The organism is Tractidigestivibacter montrealensis (assembly GCF_024741235.1).
Lineage (GTDB): Bacteria > Actinomycetota > Coriobacteriia > Coriobacteriales > Atopobiaceae > Tractidigestivibacter > Tractidigestivibacter montrealensis.
Map to the genome: position 1 here is coordinate 294,307 of NZ_JANSKA010000001.1, position 17,861 is coordinate 312,167.

Sequence of the window (17,861 nt, forward strand, 5' to 3'; positions counted from 1 at the left end):
GGCGCATTGACGGACAGGCAGGTCGCGCGGATGGTGCTAGAGTGCCGCGCGGTAGATCTCCACGATGTCGTCGGCCGTGAGGGGCACGAAGCTACCCTTGCTGCCAGCGGCGGCCTTCTCGGCCATCACACGGAAGTTCTTCTCGCCATCGATGCCAACGGCACGCAGGTTGGCCGGCATGCCCATGGTCACAAAGAAGAACTCGCGGGTCTTGGCAATGGCGTCGCGTGCCACGGACATGTCGTCGGTGCCCTGCAGGCCCCAGACGTTGCGGCCGTACGTTGCGAACATGGACGCGGTCCTGACAGAGAGCACGTGCTCCATCCACGCAGGCGTGAGGATGGCCAGGCCCTCGCCGTGCGTGATGTCATAGAAGGCAGAGAGCTCGTGCTCCATGGGGTGCACGCACCAGGCGTTGGCGGCACCAGCGTTGACCAGGCCGTTAATCGCGTGCGAGGCAGCCCACATGAGGTTGGCTCGGGCCTCGTAGTTATCCGGCTCCTCAAGCGCGATGGGCCCGTAGTGAATCATGGTGCGGAGAAGCCCTTCGGCCATGCGCTGCTGGACATAGGCGCCCGGCTCCATGGTGAAGTAGTTCTCGAAGGTGTGGCTCATCATGTCCGCCGTGCCGGCAGCCGTCTGGCGGCGCGAGACGGTGAAGGTGTAGGTGGGGTCGAGCACGGACATCGTGGGCTTCATGCACTCGGCGGCAGTGCCCCACTTCTCGTTCTTGGTCATGTCCGAGATCACGGCGAACGGATCCATCTCCGAGCCGGTCGCGGAGAGCGTGAGCACCGAGAAGATGGGGAGCGCGGCGGTAATCTTCTCGGGATGAATCACCAGGTCCCAGGGGTCGCCGTCATAGCGGGCACCGGCCGCGACAACCTTGGCGCAATCGATCGTGGAGCCGCCGCCAATGGCGAGGACCATGTCGACACCCGTGGTCTTGCACGTCTCGACGCCGCGGCGGACGGTCTCGATGCGGGGGTTGGGCTCCACGCCGGAGAGCTCCTCGACCTCCACGCCTACCTGGCCGAGGATGCGCAGGGCCTCGTCGTAGATGCCGTTGCGCTTGATGGAGCCGCCACCATAGCAGAGCAGGGCCTTCTTGCCGTACTGGGCAAGCTCGTCGAGGTGCGAGATCTGGCCCTTGCCAAAGTGGATGGTAGTGGGGACGTGAAACGTGAAGTTGTACATGCTGTTTCCCTTCTCGTGCAAACAGGCGCCAGCCCCATTGATACCCAGTGCGGCCAACCGGTAGCACGGTATTGGCGGTCAGCGGGAGAGATGACCATGTAAATGCCTGCAGCTCCCGGCAAACGGAACCTGATATTGCCATTCGACCATCGCAAGCATTAGTAACTTTGATATTTTTATGCTCACCAGAGGCCCTTTGCACAAAAATTGCGGTTGCCGGCCCATTTTGGGAGTTTTGCTTAGTATCACCCGACAGGTGCCATTTTCCTACCTGCGGCTCCGCAAAAAGTTAGAGGCTTCGTACTCGGCGATTCTCCGAAAATGGGCCGGCAACCGCAATTTTTGTGCACGCGACCGCCGACGGGACCATCGCCAACGCTTCCGGCTTCTTTCTCGCTGGGCACCAACAGGTTTTCTCATGAGGCGTCCTAGCCGATGCATACGCTCGCGGGGTCATTCGGGTGAGCGGACGCATACGACGTACGCGTTGCGTAGACTGTTGTCATCCGTACGAGCTGGCGACCCAGCAGCTAGGAGGCAGCATGAGCGAGATTGGCTTCCACATCAAGGAGGCGGGAGAGCTTTCCGATGACGAGTTCAACGCGCTGCGCCGCCACTACCTGGTCTACGCCTGGGCCGAGAGGGACGAGCACCGCAACCTGCATCGCGACCTTGACGCCATATACACCGAGATAGACGGGCTTGTCGCCAGAGGTGAGCTACTGCCAATCGTGAACTCGCTCAACACGTGCGGGCGTATCGTGATCTTCTCGACGGAGTCTTCCACGTTGGCGCTACGCGAGTTCCAACAGGCCATGCTTGTGGAGGACAAGACCGTCCACCTGGTGCCCGAGGACTCTCCCAGCACCGCGATGCTTGACACCCTCACCCCCAACGACCTGCTCATTGTTGTGACCACGTCGAACGGCTTCGCCCGCAGGCAGCGCACGGTCATCGAGCGGTGCCATGCCTACAAGGTCATTGTGACAGCAAGCGAGGACCCGGCGCTGCACGCCATCTTCGACGACGTGCTGGCCTTTGGCAAAGACGCGGACGAGGGCTCGTCGCTCCACCGGATTTACGCGACCTTTGGGGTCACGTACTTCTTCGACCGGCTGTTTGCCCAGTACGCCCGCGCGTTTGACCCACTGCTGTAGTCGCTGCCTAGCGTGCTGCGCCCTGGCCGCCAGATGCCTTGCGTGTCCGAGAAGTGCGCTTAGTACCGGTGGCTGCCTTTCTCGTCGCGGGTTTCTTTCTCGTTGCCGGCTTCTTCACGGTCGCCGCAGTCTTCTTGGCCGAAGCTGCTGGCTTCTTCGCCGGCGCCGCAGCTGACGGCTCCTTTGCCGATGCCTCGTCGAGCACGGCCTGCAGCTGCGCCTTTGCCTCTGCCTCTCGCGCGAGTGCGGCCTCGACGGCCTCCTCTGCCCGCGCGACCTCACCCTCGGCCGCCGCCTGATCGGACTTCGCACTAGCAACAGCCGCCTCGGCTTCACCCGCAATCCACTGGGCCGAGGAGAGCTCGGCAGCAGCCCTATCGGCCTCTACCTGGGCTTCGTTGCCTTTGCGGATGGCATCCTCAAGCAGTGCGGCAATACGGTCCTTCTCGGCCCACGCATCGCGCGCGGCAGCAGCAAGGCGCTCGGCCTCCTTGGCGTGCTCGGCAACGGACTGCTGCTCGGCCTTGGTGCGCTCCTCAGCCGCAGCCAGCGCGTCGTGCATCTGGGCAAGACGCTCCTTTGCCTGCTCGAGCCGCTCCCCCGTGCCCGCAACGTCCGCGCTGGCACTCTGCGCGGCTGCCCGCGCATCTCCCACAACGGACGCCGCGTGCCTGCGCTGCAGGCCACCCTCCTCGAGCAGGCACGGAAGCAGCTGCCTTGCCTCCTCCTGCCACCAGTTCCAGCTGTGGTCAACGTCGGCGCCCCAGTACTCAAACGTTGCGCCAACACCAGCGGCCTCAAGCTCGCCCTGGAGCGTCCGCTGGGTCTGGCCGCCCTCCTCGCCGGCGCCCGTCCCGCACACAAAAGCCAGTTGTAGTCCAGACAGGGCCTTTACCAGCAGTGGGTTGTCACCAAGCCCGCGCACCAGATCCACGGGCGAGAAGGCCCTCCAGGCGTCGGACATGGCGTCCCCCACAACCCACGCGGCGTCGTAGGTGCCCGAAAGCGCGAGAAGCCCACCGTAGAGGCTGGGCTTGCGAAGCATGGCGATGGTCGCGTTGAGCGCGCCCAGGCCCGCTCCGACAACAATGGGCGCGCCGGCATCGGGCGCCTTGTTGCGCACAAGCTGGGCAAGTTCGTTCTCGACCAGGTCAAAGTACCCGCCAAGGCTTGTTAGACGGTAGTCCGCTGGGGCATAGCCCGCATACCAGCTGGCATCGTCGGCGGAGTCAACGCAGAAGAGCCGCACGCGCCCGGCGTCGATAAGCCCCGCCAGCGCGTCGACCATGCCGCCTTCCCCCCAGCTCGCGCACGAGGAGTCGCCCTCGGGAAACGCGATGACCGGCCGACCGGCCGTGCCATACTGCGTCACGTCAAAGTCCCCGTCGACACCCTCACGGTGCAGGGTGAAGTCCTTGGTCTCCATGTTGCCTCCGTCTCGAGTTCCCAATGCGTCTATTGTGCGCCATTGCTCCGGCCTTCTTCCCGAGCGGGAAGAGAGAGCGAGAAGACCTCGCGAACGGGGCGGAAAGGAGCGCGCGCTGCGTCCTTGTCGGCTACTTCCCCTCGCGCAGTTCGGGGAGCACCTTGCCCGTCGTGCGCACGAACTCGCTCAGGTACTTGTTGACCTCGGCGATCTCCACGCCTGGGTAGTCCCCCACGAGCCAGGAACGGTAGGTCTGCAGCACGCCGCCGGCAATGTAGTCAGTAAGCATGGCGCAGGCCTTCTTCTCCTGCTGCGTGTTCACGGGAATGCGCTGCTGCACCCACTCGCGGAAGCGGGACTCGAGCGCAAAGACGAAGGACTCGATGCTTCTCGACTCAACCAGCTTGCGCGTAAGCTCCCGGTTCTGGTCGAGATACTCTCCCACCTGCGTGAGCACGGGCAGGGGGTCCTCAAGAAAGCCGCTCTCCACCGCCTGCGAGAGAAACTCCGAGATGGTGTCTGCAGTGTCTGCCATCACGGACCTCATGAGGTCGTCCACGTTATCGAAGTGCGCGTAGAACGTGCCGCGGTTGAGGTCTGCCTTACGGGCAACATCGGAGACCGTGATGCTCTCGTAGGGCTTCTCGGCCAGCAACTCCATGAACGCCTCCTTGAGCAGGCGTCTGGAGCGCTGCGCGTTCCTGTTCATGCCCTTCTCTGCCATATGTGCTCCCTCCAAGCGCAACAAATGACATTGTTAGTGTACAAGTCCGAACGAAATATGGCCGGCTTTGGCCCGAAGTTCTTCTGTGCACGCACACCAATTGAAGCCTGGAAGAAAATCACCACATGTTAGACAACGTACATGTGAGTAACATATACCCAGAGGAAGCGACAAGCGGATGAGAATGTTTTCTTCACGTGTGCTCTGCCGCAACGCTCCACCGCAAGAAGCAAGCCGAATGAAATCAGCCCTCCGGCGTCAATTGGCGCCGGAGGGCACGCTGTTGAGCAAATCCTGTCGACAAGGCCCCTTCGGGCGCCCGTTTTGCGCCAACGGCGAGAAAACCGTCAGCACCGCTGCAGAAAATCACAGCTCCGGTGCCTCATGAGACAAAGGGACTGTCCCTTTGTCTCATTTGGGGAGCTTGCCCTCGTCCTGGGCGCGGCGAATGGCCATCTCCATGTGCGCCAGCATGGGGCCGGAAGACGACGTATCCGGCAGGGGCTCACCGTGGAAGGAGTTGTCAAACAGCACGCTCATCACGTCGTCGAGTGGGCTCTTGTAGCCGTCGTCTGCGGCCTTGAGGCCCTGCACGCTGTAGCCCGAGGCCTCAAGCGCAAACGCAATCACGCTTGTCTCGACGCCCAGGTCCGCGGCAACCTCGGGGAGGGTCTTCTCGGCGTCAACGTCCTCGATGCCCATCTCAGCAAGAAGGCCGGGAAGGTCCGGGTACTGCGCAAAGAGCTTGCCTGCGGGCAGCCCAAGGTCGATGACGTTCTTCTCGTCCGCCACGATTGCCTCCCTAGACCAGCTTGCCGTTGCAGTGGTCAACCATGTGCTGCACCATCTGGGCCTCCCAGCCGGTGAGGTCGCGGCGGCGCGGCACAAACTTGCCGTCGACCAGCTCGTCGTAGGAGACCTTGACCTTGCCGTAGCGGGTGACCTTGGAAGGCTCGTCGTGCGAGAGGCACCCCTCGACGGTGCGCTTGGCGTTAAGCCCCATCATGATGCGAAGGTTGTAGAGCACATGTGCCTCGCCGTTGTCGTCGAGGTAGACCGCGACGGCCTTGGTCTCGCCAATCTGGTTGGCAGCCAGGCACGCTCCGTCCTCGACGGAGCGGAGGGTATCGATGAGGTCCTGTGCCAGGGGCGCGTCCTCGGGCGTGGCGCGCTGGCACTTCTTGGAGAGGATGGCGTCGTCCTTGCAGAGCTCGCGAATCATGTACGTTCCTTTCGGGAGGGCCGCTAGCCGTCTGAGCAGCCGCAGCCATTTTCAAGCAGGCCATATCTTAACGCCTTGCGCCGCCTGGCGAGAAGCCCGTGGCATGGGACTGGATGCAAGGTGCAAATTTCGATTGGTTAGGCCTACTTAACCGATCGAAAAGTGCAAGCAAAGAACGGATCTGCAAATTTCGATCGTTTAGAGGCAGCTAACCAATCGAAAAATGCAGGACATCCCTCAACGCCGTCCCCATATGAAAAATCCGAGCGGTTAGGTCACCCTAACCGCTCGGAACATGCGAGAAAGACGTTCCGCCGGAGCCACGCCACGTGCCGCCGGAGCCACGCAACCGATCGGCGAGAACCACGACCCCTAGTACTTCACCCAGGCGTTGGGGTCGCCGGTCTCCTTGGCGAGACGATCGGACAGCCTACCCTTGGGGCTAGCAGCCCAGATAGGCGCGGACTTCTCGGCCCATGCCGCAGCTGCCGCCTGCGTCTTGCTTTCGAGCTCGTCCACGTCCTCGGGGTGCACGTAGTCCGTGGACTTGGCACCGGTCTCGTGCACCATCTCGGAGAGCATGCCGGGGTTGTCCAGCAGCGGACACGGCCTCAGCATGTTGGAGTTGAACGGCTGGTGCGCCTGATAGCTCTTGAAGAGCGGGCTCTTGTAGCACTCGAGCAGGGTCTTCTCGAGAATGTTGGAATCGGAGTAGTGAATGAACGCGCACGGCTCCACGTCGCCCGCTGCATTGATATGCATGTAGCGACGAGCGCCGGCGATGCAGCCGCCCGTGTACTCGCCGTCGTTCCAGAAGTCCGCGAAGAAGATGGGCACGTTGTTTCGCCAGTTCTTCCGAACCTTGTCGTACATGCCGGCGCGCTGCTCGGCAGTGGCAAGAAGCTCCACGGGAGCACCAAGGCCAACGGGCATGTAGGTGAAGATCCAGGCAAAGAGAACACCCTTGTCAACGAGGAACTGGATGTACTCGTCGCTAGTAATGGAGTCGTAGTTTGCGCTGGTATAGCACATGGACGCGCCAAACGGCAGCTTGCGCTCGCGCAGGATATCCATGGCGTGCGTCACGCGCTCGAAGGTGCCCTTGCCACGGCGGGAGTCCGTTGCCTCCTCGAAGCCCTCGATGGAGAAGGCCGGCATGAAGTTCTTCACGCGGAGCATCTCGTCGGCGAACTTCTCGTCCACCAGCGTGCCGTTGGTGAACGCCGAGAAGAAGCAGTCCGGGTGCTTCTCGCACAGGCGGATAAGGTCGTTCTTGCGCACCATGGGCTCGCCGCCGGTAAAGAGGTAGATGTAGGTGCCCAGGTCCTTGCCCTGCGTGATGATGGAGTCAAGCTCCTCAAAGGTGAGGTCCTTGTGGTTGGCGTTGGTGTAGTTTGCCGCCCAGCAGCCGTTGCAGTGCAGGTTGCAGCGGGTGGTGGGGTCCATGAGGATGGCCCAGGGGCAGTTGCAGCCCTCGGTGTCGTTGACCTCGCGCTGGCGAGCGCCGCCAATGGTCACGGAGTTCACAAAGAAGTTGTGCACGAAGGTCTTGACGACGTCCTTGTCCACGTTGTTGATGATGTTGTCGACCAGGCGACGCCAGTTGTTGGTGGGGTCCTTCATGTAGCCCATGACCATGTTGAAGAGCCTGAGCTGGGCGTCGTTGATAGAATCGCCGGAGCCGGCAAACTTGTTGATGAGAGACTCAACCTTGGGCAGGTTGCCATCGAAGTCGTCGTAGAGCATGTTGACGCCCTGGTCAACAGCGATGCCAATGGCCTTGGCCTTGATGGACGTAAACGCGGGCATGAGCCTCTCCTTCTCCTGCGGATAACCGCTCTCGTGGGGCCGCTTGCACCTTCGCCACTCATGGCGCTCGGTGCCCGGCTGGAATAAAGAGTATCATCCCCCAATACAACCGAGATGATTCCAATTTTTGAAATATGTTCAAATCAAGCACGCAAACGGTAGGCATCATTCGAATCTACGTGTGCCGTTGCGACAAGGACATCGGCACACTCCCCCGCAAGGAAAAGCCTGCCAATTGCACCCCTCTTAAGGTAGAACGCCGTATAGAGCGGAACGCTCTCGATGCCCTCAGTCAATCCAAAGTTACGAGTCGACAAGCGCAGTGCACCTGCCGTCCAAGGTCGAGAAAGACGTAGTCGTCAAACACCGTCTTGGCAAACTCTCTAATGAGGTAGCTTTTGCCAACCTGGCGCGCCATTATCAAGCAGAGGCTTACGGGAACTGCGGGACTGCCATTCCATAAGAGTGCCCATCACATTGCGCTTCATATTCCGCCCCCATCTTGGTTTCCAGATAGAAGGGCATCACTTAAGTTGAGAAAAAAGTAATCAGCTACATTTTTATCTGTAGAAAAGTGTAACGGATTGCATTTTTCATCAGTTAATCCTGTTCGCGCAAATATCGCTATACGGATATCCAAGCAAAGCAGGGTTCTGCTCCGTCGAGTATCACCCCATTGCGTCACTAGCCTAGGGCACGCGCGTATCAAATTCGAAGGCATTGGTATCGCTGCGATATTCAGCAATGCTGTATTCAATGATTCTGTCGCACGCATCCAGGGTAGTAGTGGTAAATCGAAAGAGCGGGTCCCCCTGTTTCACATCAAGCAAGGCAGCAAGGCTCGAGTCGGCTTGCATAAGCTCAAGGCGTCGTTTGGCAACCATGGGAGGGTTGCCCTTGTCATCAAAAAATGCATAGAGCGATGCAGTCGAGAAGTCCACGTTATCTATACCGGGATACCGGTTGTAGGGAATGAGGCTCTCCACCAGAACATTCGGCGTGTCATTGGCGTAGCGAAGACGAACCAAGCGAAAGGCGGCATCCCCCTCTCTGATGCCCAACGAGTTGGCGATGTTCACTGTTGCAAGAGTCTTCCGGGCAAGGATAACTTTGGTCTTTGGGATAAGCCCATGCTCGTGAATCTCCTCATCAAAGCTACGGAGGGTCACGGCGAAACGCTGGTCAATTTTTCGGGCTCGGACGCATACGCCCCTACGCCCGCCCTTCTCGAGAACGCCCTCATCCATGAGCATCTGAACCGCTCGGCGCACGGTGGGCCTGCTCACACCATATGCGGCCGCCAGCTCCTCTTCGGAGGGAATAGTCTCTCCATCATGATAGGTCTGGTTATCTACAAGCTCTCGCAGGTCATCGTGAATCATCTTGTAGAGTGGATTCATGCTTGTCCCCCAACAACCCACATTCGCTGCTGCAGCGTATCTGACATTATTTATTACATATACTATATTGTTAATAGATAGTATCTTATATACTTGGCTCATTTCTTCCATACGTAATGTACATAACGTACATATTGTATGAAGCACTTATAGTCCGAGGGAGATTGGTCCGCATGCCATCGCAAAGCATTGTAGTAATCGTAATTATCGTATTCTTCGGCGTCATTGCCGCACACCTTACCGCATTGCGACTCATCAACTCGCACGCAACTTCCCTCTATCAGAAACGCAACGCTACAGATTTGAAGTCTTACCTTGAAAAATCCTACGTTCGAAGGCTCATGCCCGCCTACAACCACGGGTGTCTCATGCTCGCCGCATGCGACATCGCGGGAGATGCAAGTGGCGTACAAGAGGTTATCGACGATCTGTTGGACATTGCAGCCCCCGGTGCGCAGAGAAATGACCTTGCAGCCCGTGCCATAAATTATTATGTGAGCAAAGGCAATTCCCCTGCTGCGCATAGTTTTGTCAACCAACTGCGCATCAAGGGGGAAGCGACTCTGTGTGACGAGCTGGATAGGCTCGTGGAAATCGAACTCGATGGGTCAGACAAGTACCTTGACGAGATGACCTCCGCGCTCGAAGCAGCCGACTCTTCCACCAAGAAGCGACTCTATTCACTGATTGCAAAGCAATACGAAAACCGTGGAGATACTGCAAAGGCAAAGGCAGCCCGAGATGCAGCACGTACCTGCTAGTCCCTGGGCAACGGCTCGGGCATTGCAGTCGAGTCCGGTTCATTAACCGAAAACTCAAACGTATTGTTCCTGCCGCGATAGGTAGAGACTGAATACTCCACCATATGCCCTTCGGCATCACGCCCAAAGGTGTGGAAGTAGAAAAGCGGATCTCCAATGGGTACGTCCAACAGCGTAGACGAGGAAGGATCTGCCTTGATTACCTCAAGTCTGCGCGTCAACGAGTGGACCGGCCTACCCATTGACCTCATCTGGTGATAGAGCCCGACCTTTGAAAAGTCCACATCGGAAAGACCTGGATAGAAGTCGGCACGAATGTAGTTCTCCATGAACACATTAGGTGTGTCATCGACATAGCGCAGCCGTACGAGCTTGTAGACAAGAGCACCGTCGTTAAGCTCAAGCGCTTTGGCCACCTCGTGATTTGCCTCCTCTTCCTTGACGAGAATGGGCACGGTCTTCACTACCCTGCCAGCGGCACGTATTTCGTCCTCAAAGCTTTGGACACCCCGAAGCTTGGACCTATCCGTAGGAAGGCTCGCAATTCCGTCATCTTGGGTTGGTTTGGTGACCACGGTTCCCCTGCGCTTACGCTTGTCCAGGTATCCCTCATTGGCCAATATTTGAAGCGCTTGGCGTATCGTGGGCCTGCTTACTCCATATGACTTTGCGAGGTCAACTTCGGTAGGGATAACTTCGCCTTCGGCATAGGTGCCATCCTTAATCTTGGCGAGAAGGTCATCTTTTATTGCCGAATACAGCGTTTCCATGCCAGATACCCCCACCGAGGCACAATCGATGCTTTTACTGCTTGAATCGGGCCTATACAGACCAATTTTATGGCAACCAATTGATATAAGTCCTTACTTATCACTATCATTCTTTTCTACACTTTTCGATAAACACAAGGAAGGGGCTCCACAAAATGCGGCGCCCCTATTCCAAATACACCATGTCGGATATCTTTGCCTTGCTATAGCTGCCTGAGCTCCTTGAAGATATCCTGATACGGTCTCCCCTTCCCAAAGAGAGCGCTTGTTCCCAAAATCGCTCCATCAACTCCCAGCCCATTTACCTTAGCGATAACTTCAGGAGAACAAGCCCCGTCAATAAGAAGTTTGAATCCATACCGCTCCTTCTCGGCAGCGAACCGCTCAATCTTTGGTGTCACGTAATCGAGGTAACGCTGTCCGGCAAAGCCTGGGTTTACCGTCATGAGCAGCACGTAATCCACCACGGGAAGGCTGTCCTCCACGGAGGAGAAGCTTAAACCCGGGTTCACGGCTATTCCCGGGTGTGCCCCAAGCCTTGAAATCTTGAGCAGTGTTGAGTTGATGGCCAAGTCAGACTCAGGGTGTACATAGATAATGCTTGCACCAGCATGGATAAAGAACTCGCATGCATCATATGGATTCGTGACCATAAGGTGCGCATCACAGGGGACGCTTGAGCGTTTCGCAATGGCTTCAACATCGCCAAGGGAGAGCGCATAATTCGGCACGTAGTGGCCGTCCATGACATCAAGATGCATGATGTCGGCCCCAGCAGAACACAGACTGTCGACCTCCTCGCCAAGGTTGAGGAAGTCGGCACACATGAGCGATGGACAGAGAAGCATCTCGACCCTCCAATCTAGGCAGTTGTCATCATGCAGGTGAGATTGCCACTGATAACGACCTTCTCGCTTTGCGGTATGAGGAAGTGATCGCCCACTTTGACAGGAATTCCCCCTGCCATGCCAGAGCCTCTCACCACACTCACGAGCTCGTAGGTCGCCTCGTTGACCACGTATTCACCATCGCTCACCACAAGCTTCTCGATGCGGAACGAGTCGCTATCAAAATAAGTCACGCGCTCACAGCGACCGTAGGCATTTACAGTTGTTGAATACGACTCATGGTTGGCGGCGTCCCCGTAGTGAAGAGTTTCGATTGCCTTATCAAGTTGGAGTTCCCGCTTGTTGCCATTTACATCGGTCCGGTCATAGTCCCAGAACCTATACGTTACGTTGGTGCACTGCTGAACCTCGTAGGCAATCACACCCCCACAGCAGGCATGAAGGGTCCCGGCGGGCACGTAGACGAAGTCGTCCTGTCTCACGGTAAGATGTCGAACGAGGTCAGTCCAGCGATCTTCAGCAATGAAAGAGCGAAGATCCTGCTCATCCTTTGCGTTGTGACCAAAGACGATTTGAGAGCCCTCATCTGCTTTGAGGAAGTACCACGCCTCGTTCTTACCGAGCGAATATCCATACTTGCGTGCATGCTCAACATCCGGATGGACCTGAATGCTGAGGTCATCCCTGGGGCAAAGCATAGAGATAATAAGCGGGAACTCACGATTTGTATCACCAAAGAGTTCAGGATGTCCATTCCACAAATCGCCGAGCGTCATGCCCTTGTAGGGTCCGTTCTGGCAGATATTGGACCCATCGGGCTGTGCCGCAAACGCCCAGGCCTGACCGGTTCCATCGGGCATCCAGTCATAGCCGTAATACTCCTTAATAGACGTTCCACCCCATACGGTCTTAAAAGGAATCGGCTTGAAAAACAGGGGTTCCATACCACACTCCAATTGCCATTAAGACACCAGAGGCCTAGCAGCTACGCCTGCAGCTGCTAGGCAAATCGGCTGCTACCACAGAACCAGCACTGGACTAGCTACATCCACGCACGGCCTTACAGGAATCCAATGCAGCACAGCACGACGACGGCGGCGGTAAGAACGAGCAGGACCTTCGTCGCGGACCACTGCTTCTTGTTGAGCATCCACCAGGTCAGCATCGTAACTATGAGGGCGAGAAGACCAGGGAAGACGCCGTCAAGGGTATCTTGAAGTGCACCCATCTCTGCACCATGAGGAATCTGGACAATAGTTGAAACCGCAACTTTGCCCGCAGCAAGCGTACCGACAACGATGATGCCAAGGACGTTGATGGCATCCATGAGGCGCATGGACTTTTCGCCTACGAGGTTATCAATGGCCCCGAGACCCATTTTGTAGCCGTAGCGGAACATGCCATAGCAGATAGCCATGCCAATCGCCAGCCAGGTGACGATATAGAAGATTGGGCCCGCAACGCTACCGTCAGAAGAGAGGCTCATGCCGATGGAAAGCAAGGTAGGAACGATGATGCCCTGAATTACGGAGTCACCAAGTCCAGCAAGCGGGCCCATGAGTGCCGTCTTGACGGAAGTGGGCATCTCCTCGGGAATATCGTCGCCGAGTGCAATTCCCTCCTCAAGTGCAGCAACGATGCCGTTAATCACGGTGCCAACCTGGGGCTCAGTGTTATAGAACTGCGAGTGGCGGGTGAGCAGACGCGCCTTGCCCTCGGGGTCATCCTTGTAGAACTTCTCCGCGAAGGGGATGTACGACCACGCAAAGCCATGAGACTCGAGCTTCTCGTATGAGCTGGAGGAGAACCAGCCAACCTGCCAGCGATACCAAAGCTGGTTGAGATCGTGCTTAGTAAGGCCCTTCTTGCCATCCGCCCGCTTCACCAGGGGCTCGTCGTTGTTAGCCATAATAGTTAAGCTCCTTTCGGTGAATTAGAAGAGATCGGGATCCTCATAGACAGCATCCGTGCCCTGCGTTTGTGCGACAGGGGCGGCAGCAGTCTTGGACTTGGCGAGGTAGTACAGATACGCAACGGCTGCGGCGATAAAGACCACCGGAATCGTGTCAAGACCGCCAAAGGCAAGCAGGACGAAGCCGAGGAAGAAGAAGACGAGCTGGAACTTGTCCTTGATCACGATGTTCATAAGCATGCCAATACCAAGGGCAGGAAGCACACCGCCGAGTACGGAAATCATATGGGTGATGAGCTCAGGGGCGTTGTTCGCAAGGTCGTTCACGAGACCCTCGCCAAGCAGGATTGCTGCAAATGTCGGAACAAAACGAAGCAGGAAGGTGCAAATCTGGGGAATCACGATGTGCCACGTTGTGATGCCCTTGCCGTCACCCTTCTCGGCCGCCTCAAGCGCCTTGTTGTTGAAGACGGAATAGAAAGCCATGCGAAGGTTGTAGAAGATGAGGCCGAAAGTGTTACCAACAAGGACGGCAAGTGTGACTGCAAGCGCCGGATCCTTGGTGGAGGCCATAGCAAGGCCGATACCGCCATAAGAGGCGTAGGTAATCTCGGAATTGGTAGCACCACCAGTGGAAAGATTGGCGATGAAGACCGCCTGGACGGCTACACCGCACAGGATGCCATTGGTAACGTCGCCAAACGCCAGGCCCACAATGAGACCTGCGACCAATGGCCTGCCCAGGCAGTAGAAGCTACCGGTAGTACCGAGTGGGTTAGCACACTCGATAGCGCCCAGATAGCAGAACAATCCGCAAATCAGGGCAGGGAACAAGTTGCTCATGATACATTCCTCCTCTTTCGCCAATTACCTACTACAGAGACTGATACTTGGCCTTGAGCGTGGACCAAGTCCTGACTCCGTCATCCGGAATCATCTGAAACTGCAGGTCAACGCCCTGCTCCGCCAGATAGTCAAAGCACTTGACGTCTTCATCGTTAATGCAGACGGCATTTCCAAGATTCTTGGTTCCTGGACGCGTAGCGCTAAGGTTGCCCACGTTAAGGACCTTGCCAAAGTCCCCTCCCGCACGCTTCAGAGCTGCAAACTCTTCGACGGAATCGGAGATGACGAAGAAGTTGTGCTTTGATGCGCGTGCCTTATCCAGAGCCGCAACACCCTGCTGAACGGTATAGACGCCAAGCTTCAAATGACCAGCGGCGGCCTTAAGCACTTTCTTGCGCAGATCGTCTGCCGCGACCTTGTCGCTAATGACGAGAATCGCATCACAAGGCCTCTGGGTTGCCCAGGGGGTTACCGTCTGACCGTGGATAACCCTGTCATCAATACGTACAAACGTGATAGGCATGATTGCTCCCTTCCATTCCGCGACATTTCGCGGAGTTGACCCAACTGAAACGCGCCAGCTTTGCATGTTTTCGCTGGACCCTTGTCTGATCTCTAGAAGAGGTCGTCTTCCTGATTGGACGTATCGCTCTCGTCCGGAGTCTCTGTTCCCTGAACTCCAAAAGCGCCTGCCTCAAGCGCTGTTTTATAGATGGCATCAAGGTCGCTGGAGTCCATCGCGGCAATTCCAGCCTCAAGGACCATGGGGAGGTTGAGGCCAGCTGCCAGTCGAATGTGTTCGGGGTCCTTGAGGAAACACGCATAGGACTCGTTGTACGGAGTTCCGCCCTTGAGATCGGCCAGGATTAAGAGGTCACCCTCGTCGGTTAGCTCAGCAACCTTTGCCTCGAGGCGTATGCGGAAGTCCCCCACGCCACTCTCCGAAAGGCTAAACGCAGAGATGTTCTCACAACTCGAGACAAGCATGCCAAAGGCATCGAGCATGCCTTCGCAGAGTTTTCCATGCGATACGAGAAGAATGTTCATTCGCGCTCCATTCATTATGTAAGTAAAGTCATGTATATGAACGAACTAATTCATAAGCTGTCGACGTGTTGTTCACATATCCATCATTTGCAGCGCAATAGTACGGACTTATTTAGAACTAGTCAAGACAAAATGCCGACAAATTTCTTAAACGGTCAGCGTTATTACTAGACATATTTCATAACATACCTTCCAAGTAGAAGCGGGACCAAAGCTTCTGGTCCTCTAGAGGGAAAGGTTGGAACATGAATAAGTACACGCTTGATGATTTGGCTTGTTTGGTAGATCACACAAACCTGCACCCCGACGCCACCGAAGACGACATGCGCAAGCTTTGCGATGAGGCCAGGCGTTACCACTTCAAGATGGTCGCCGTGAATCAAGTGCAATCGAAGTTCTGCTCGGGGCAGCTTGTGGGAACTGACATAGACACCGGGGCCGCGATTGCTTTCCCCCTTGGGCAGACTTCCATTGCCGCCAAAGAGTTTGAGACCAAAGACGCGCTGGCAAATGGCGCAAACGAAATTGACTATGTGCTCAACATCACGCAGGTAAAAGCTGGTAACTGGGCATACATCGAAGAAGAGATGAGCGCCATCGTGAGCATCTGCAACGAGGTGGGTGTCCCCTCCAAAGCCATCTTCGAGTGCTGTCTGCTTACAAATGACGAGAAGATTGCCCTCTGCAAGATTGCACGAAAAATCGGCCCGACCTTTGTAAAGACTTCGACAGGTTTCTCCAAGTGGGGCGCAACGGTTGAGGACGTACGCCTCATGAAAGAGAACGTTGGACCAAACGTGCAAGTAAAGGCTGCTGGTGGAATCCGCGATGCGGATACGTTTCTCAGCATGGTCCATGCGGGCGCTACTCGAATTGGCTGTTCTGCAGGAGTTCCCATCATCGAAGAGCTCAAGCGGCGCTTTGCTGAGCAAAGCGTCGATTCCATCGAACTCTAGGAGGCATCACATGAGACCCAAGATTCTTGTTACTGGCGCAAACGGCTATATTGCAAGCCTCGTACGTCTATACAACGCAGATGCCTTTGACTTTACCTGCGTGAGCCATTCTGATCTGGATTTCTCAAAGACAAAGGACGTTGCCGACTACTTCGAGAAGGCAGACTTTGACATTGTCTTCCACACGGCAGCGAACACTACAACAGCAGACTGCGAGAGGGACCCCGAGGGAACGCACCGCATCAACAGCGAGTCTGCCATCGAAATCGCCCGCATATGTGCTATGCGCGAAAAGCGAATGATTTTTCTCTCGACAGAGCAGCTGTTCAACGGCAAGACACAACCAGGCCCCTTCAAAGAGACCGAAGAGCCCCTGTGCGTTACCGACTATGGCAAGCAGAAGCTTGAGGTTGACTCGTGGATCCGTGCAAACCTCAAGGACTATGTTATCTTCCGCCTTTCATGGCAGTTTGGCTTGCCCTTTGCCCACGTGAAAGTGTCCCCCGGAATCCTCGAACGTGTGATGAAGGCCGTAAAGACAGACACACCGACAAAGTTCACGGTAAACGAGAAGCGCTGCATGACATATGCGCAGCGTCTAGCGGATGGTTTTGGTAGGCTTACGGAGGCGCCAACCGGCGTTTATAACATCGCAAGCGAGAACGACCTCACGACTTATGAATCCGCAAGGTATATTGCGAAGAGACTCGGTTGCAGCGATGCTGAGACAGAGAAGCTTATCCTCCCTGACTATGAGCGCTACGCTGACCGTTTCCGCGACTATCGACTGGATGCAAACAAGGCGAAAGAGCTGGGCGTCCCCCTGGCAACGTTCGAAGAAGATGTCGACACCTGCCTAAAGGACTTCGGCCTTCTTTAGGATCACCCCGCCTGAGCGGCTGGCACTGGCCGCTCAGGCGGGCAACACGTACTGGTACGTGTCGCCCATGGGCACAAAGTCCACGCGAGGACAGGCGGCACCCAGCGCCAGCGGAAGCCACCGCACCATGTACTGCATTCCCGGCTCCTCGAGGTTGAAGTGTCCCACGGTAATGGCGCACTTCCCCTGTCCGAACATTGCGGCGTCTCGCACATACTCGCTCGTGGTGAAGTCGATGAATTCCATGGTCACGAGCGCGTCCACGCCCTCGGAGTCCATGCGGTTGATCTCTGCGGTGTCATGCTCGGGTACTCCTAGGACATGCATGGGAACGCGAACACGACGCACGGGCGCCGCAGCATCGCCAACAAGCCGGGTACCGCCAAGCCCAAGCCTCTTCACGATGTGTTGCGCCAACTCGCGCGCAGTCATCGCAGCGGGAAGCTCATAGTCAAGACAGCGAAACGTGTCACCCACGCGAAAGCTGGTCCATCCGAGCTTCTCGGCAAACCCATAGAAGATGCCATCGGCGCGTGTGCCGTCTGCAAGCGGAATACCTGCATGAATGTAGTCGTGGCAGCGCCAGACCGTCCCTCCCCACTCGTCCAAGAGGCGAAGCTTGGCCTGGAACGCGGTGTTGTGGGCCAAGACGTCCCTGCGATCCCCATGGTTCCAGAACAGGGCCTCATGAGAGATGATGAGGTTAGCCCCCAGCTCCCTGGCGCGCCGGATGACGTCGACCGTGGGCCAGATGCAGGTCACGATGCCTGTGCACTCCACACCGAGGCGGTCTTCTCCGTACGTGACGCGGTCTCGCGTGGTGGCGGGGTCTATCGGCAGGCCGGTGTCAAACGCCAGGTTGCCGCAGTACGCAATAACCCCCTCGATGACCTCTCCTACCAGCAT

Annotated in this window: 19 protein-coding genes; 4 read left to right on the forward strand and 15 right to left on the reverse strand. The window is 57.0% G+C overall.

The genetic code is table 11. The features are described from left to right. Positions 1–36 precede the first annotated feature (36 nt). Positions 37–1,197: an iron-containing alcohol dehydrogenase gene (locus tag NVS32_RS01195; RefSeq protein WP_258498397.1), complete on the reverse strand. Its 1,161-nt coding sequence runs from the start codon at positions 1,195–1,197 to the stop codon at positions 37–39. Positions 1,198–1,739: 542 nt separating this feature from the next. Here NVS32_RS01195 and NVS32_RS01200 point away from each other — a divergent pair. After that, positions 1,740–2,354 (forward strand): MurR/RpiR family transcriptional regulator, encoded by a 615-nt coding sequence (locus tag NVS32_RS01200; RefSeq protein WP_032110427.1) that lies wholly within the window; start codon positions 1,740–1,742, stop codon positions 2,352–2,354. A gap of 7 nt (positions 2,355–2,361) precedes the next feature. Here the strand turns inward: NVS32_RS01200 and NVS32_RS01205 are convergent, their stop codons facing one another. The 6 genes from NVS32_RS01205 to NVS32_RS01230 form a co-directional block, all read right to left on the reverse strand. Then, the gene (locus NVS32_RS01205; RefSeq protein WP_258498398.1) at positions 2,362–3,780 is read right to left on the reverse strand and encodes an alpha/beta hydrolase-fold protein; all 1,419 of its coding nucleotides are present in this window, start codon (positions 3,778–3,780) and stop codon (positions 2,362–2,364) included. 130 nt (positions 3,781–3,910) lie between these two features. After that, complete coding sequence (locus NVS32_RS01210) at positions 3,911–4,504, reverse strand: TetR/AcrR family transcriptional regulator (RefSeq protein WP_032110429.1); 594 nt, start codon at positions 4,502–4,504, stop codon at positions 3,911–3,913. A gap of 411 nt (positions 4,505–4,915) precedes the next feature. Then, the gene (locus tag NVS32_RS01215) at positions 4,916–5,296 is read right to left on the reverse strand and encodes a hypothetical protein (protein ID WP_118100330.1); all 381 of its coding nucleotides are present in this window, start codon (positions 5,294–5,296) and stop codon (positions 4,916–4,918) included. A gap of 10 nt (positions 5,297–5,306) precedes the next feature. Next, on the reverse strand, positions 5,307–5,726 hold the full coding sequence (locus tag NVS32_RS01220) for a peptide deformylase (protein WP_118100329.1): 420 nt from the start codon (positions 5,724–5,726) through the stop codon (positions 5,307–5,309). A 372-nt stretch (positions 5,727–6,098) separates the two neighbouring features. Beyond that, complete coding sequence (locus NVS32_RS01225) at positions 6,099–7,535, reverse strand: radical SAM/SPASM domain-containing protein (protein ID WP_258498399.1); 1,437 nt, start codon at positions 7,533–7,535, stop codon at positions 6,099–6,101. A gap of 689 nt (positions 7,536–8,224) precedes the next feature. Continuing rightward, a complete protein-coding gene (locus NVS32_RS01230) occupies positions 8,225–8,935 on the reverse strand; it encodes a GntR family transcriptional regulator (RefSeq protein WP_158559505.1) in 711 nt (236 codons plus the stop codon). A 173-nt stretch (positions 8,936–9,108) separates the two neighbouring features. Here NVS32_RS01230 and NVS32_RS01235 point away from each other — a divergent pair, with 173 nt between their 5' ends. Continuing rightward, entirely contained in the window at positions 9,109–9,696 is a 588-nt protein-coding gene (locus NVS32_RS01235; protein ID WP_118100327.1) for a hypothetical protein, read from the forward strand. On the opposite strand, the gene NVS32_RS01240 is transcribed toward NVS32_RS01235, so the two are convergent. The 7 genes from NVS32_RS01240 to NVS32_RS01270 form a co-directional block, all read right to left on the reverse strand. Next, a complete protein-coding gene (locus NVS32_RS01240) occupies positions 9,693–10,466 on the reverse strand; it encodes a GntR family transcriptional regulator (protein WP_118100326.1) in 774 nt (257 codons plus the stop codon). The genes NVS32_RS01235 and NVS32_RS01240 overlap by 4 nt on opposite strands. Positions 10,467–10,669: 203 nt before the next feature. Continuing rightward, positions 10,670–11,314 carry a ribulose-phosphate 3-epimerase gene (locus tag NVS32_RS01245; protein WP_118100325.1) on the reverse strand — a complete coding sequence of 215 codons (645 nt, stop codon included), beginning with the start codon at positions 11,312–11,314 and terminating at the stop codon, positions 10,670–10,672. A gap of 14 nt (positions 11,315–11,328) precedes the next feature. After that, a complete protein-coding gene (locus tag NVS32_RS01250; RefSeq protein WP_118100324.1) occupies positions 11,329–12,258 on the reverse strand; it encodes a type I phosphomannose isomerase catalytic subunit in 930 nt (309 codons plus the stop codon). A 116-nt stretch (positions 12,259–12,374) separates the two neighbouring features. Beyond that, the gene (locus NVS32_RS01255) at positions 12,375–13,223 is read right to left on the reverse strand and encodes a PTS system mannose/fructose/sorbose family transporter subunit IID (RefSeq protein ID WP_118100323.1); all 849 of its coding nucleotides are present in this window, start codon (positions 13,221–13,223) and stop codon (positions 12,375–12,377) included. Between the two features lie 24 nt (positions 13,224–13,247). Beyond that, entirely contained in the window at positions 13,248–14,069 is an 822-nt protein-coding gene (locus NVS32_RS01260) for a PTS mannose/fructose/sorbose/N-acetylgalactosamine transporter subunit IIC (protein ID WP_118100322.1), read from the reverse strand. A gap of 31 nt (positions 14,070–14,100) precedes the next feature. After that, positions 14,101–14,595 carry a PTS sugar transporter subunit IIB gene (locus tag NVS32_RS01265; protein ID WP_258498401.1) on the reverse strand — a complete coding sequence of 165 codons (495 nt, stop codon included), beginning with the start codon at positions 14,593–14,595 and terminating at the stop codon, positions 14,101–14,103. Positions 14,596–14,687: 92 nt separating this feature from the next. After that, positions 14,688–15,119 (reverse strand): PTS sugar transporter subunit IIA, encoded by a 432-nt coding sequence (locus NVS32_RS01270; protein WP_158559504.1) that lies wholly within the window; start codon positions 15,117–15,119, stop codon positions 14,688–14,690. A gap of 245 nt (positions 15,120–15,364) precedes the next feature. On the opposite strand from NVS32_RS01270, the gene deoC reads away from it, so the two are divergent. Beyond that, complete coding sequence (gene deoC / locus NVS32_RS01275; protein WP_258498402.1) at positions 15,365–16,075, forward strand: deoxyribose-phosphate aldolase; 711 nt, start codon at positions 15,365–15,367, stop codon at positions 16,073–16,075. Between the two features lie 10 nt (positions 16,076–16,085). Further along, positions 16,086–16,955: an SDR family oxidoreductase gene (locus NVS32_RS01280; protein ID WP_258498403.1), complete on the forward strand. Its 870-nt coding sequence runs from the start codon at positions 16,086–16,088 to the stop codon at positions 16,953–16,955. Between the two features lie 33 nt (positions 16,956–16,988). Here the strand turns inward: NVS32_RS01280 and NVS32_RS01285 are convergent, their stop codons facing one another. Further along, positions 16,989–17,861, reverse strand: coding sequence for a Nif3-like dinuclear metal center hexameric protein (locus NVS32_RS01285; RefSeq protein WP_118100317.1), 873 nt, complete (start codon positions 17,859–17,861; stop codon positions 16,989–16,991).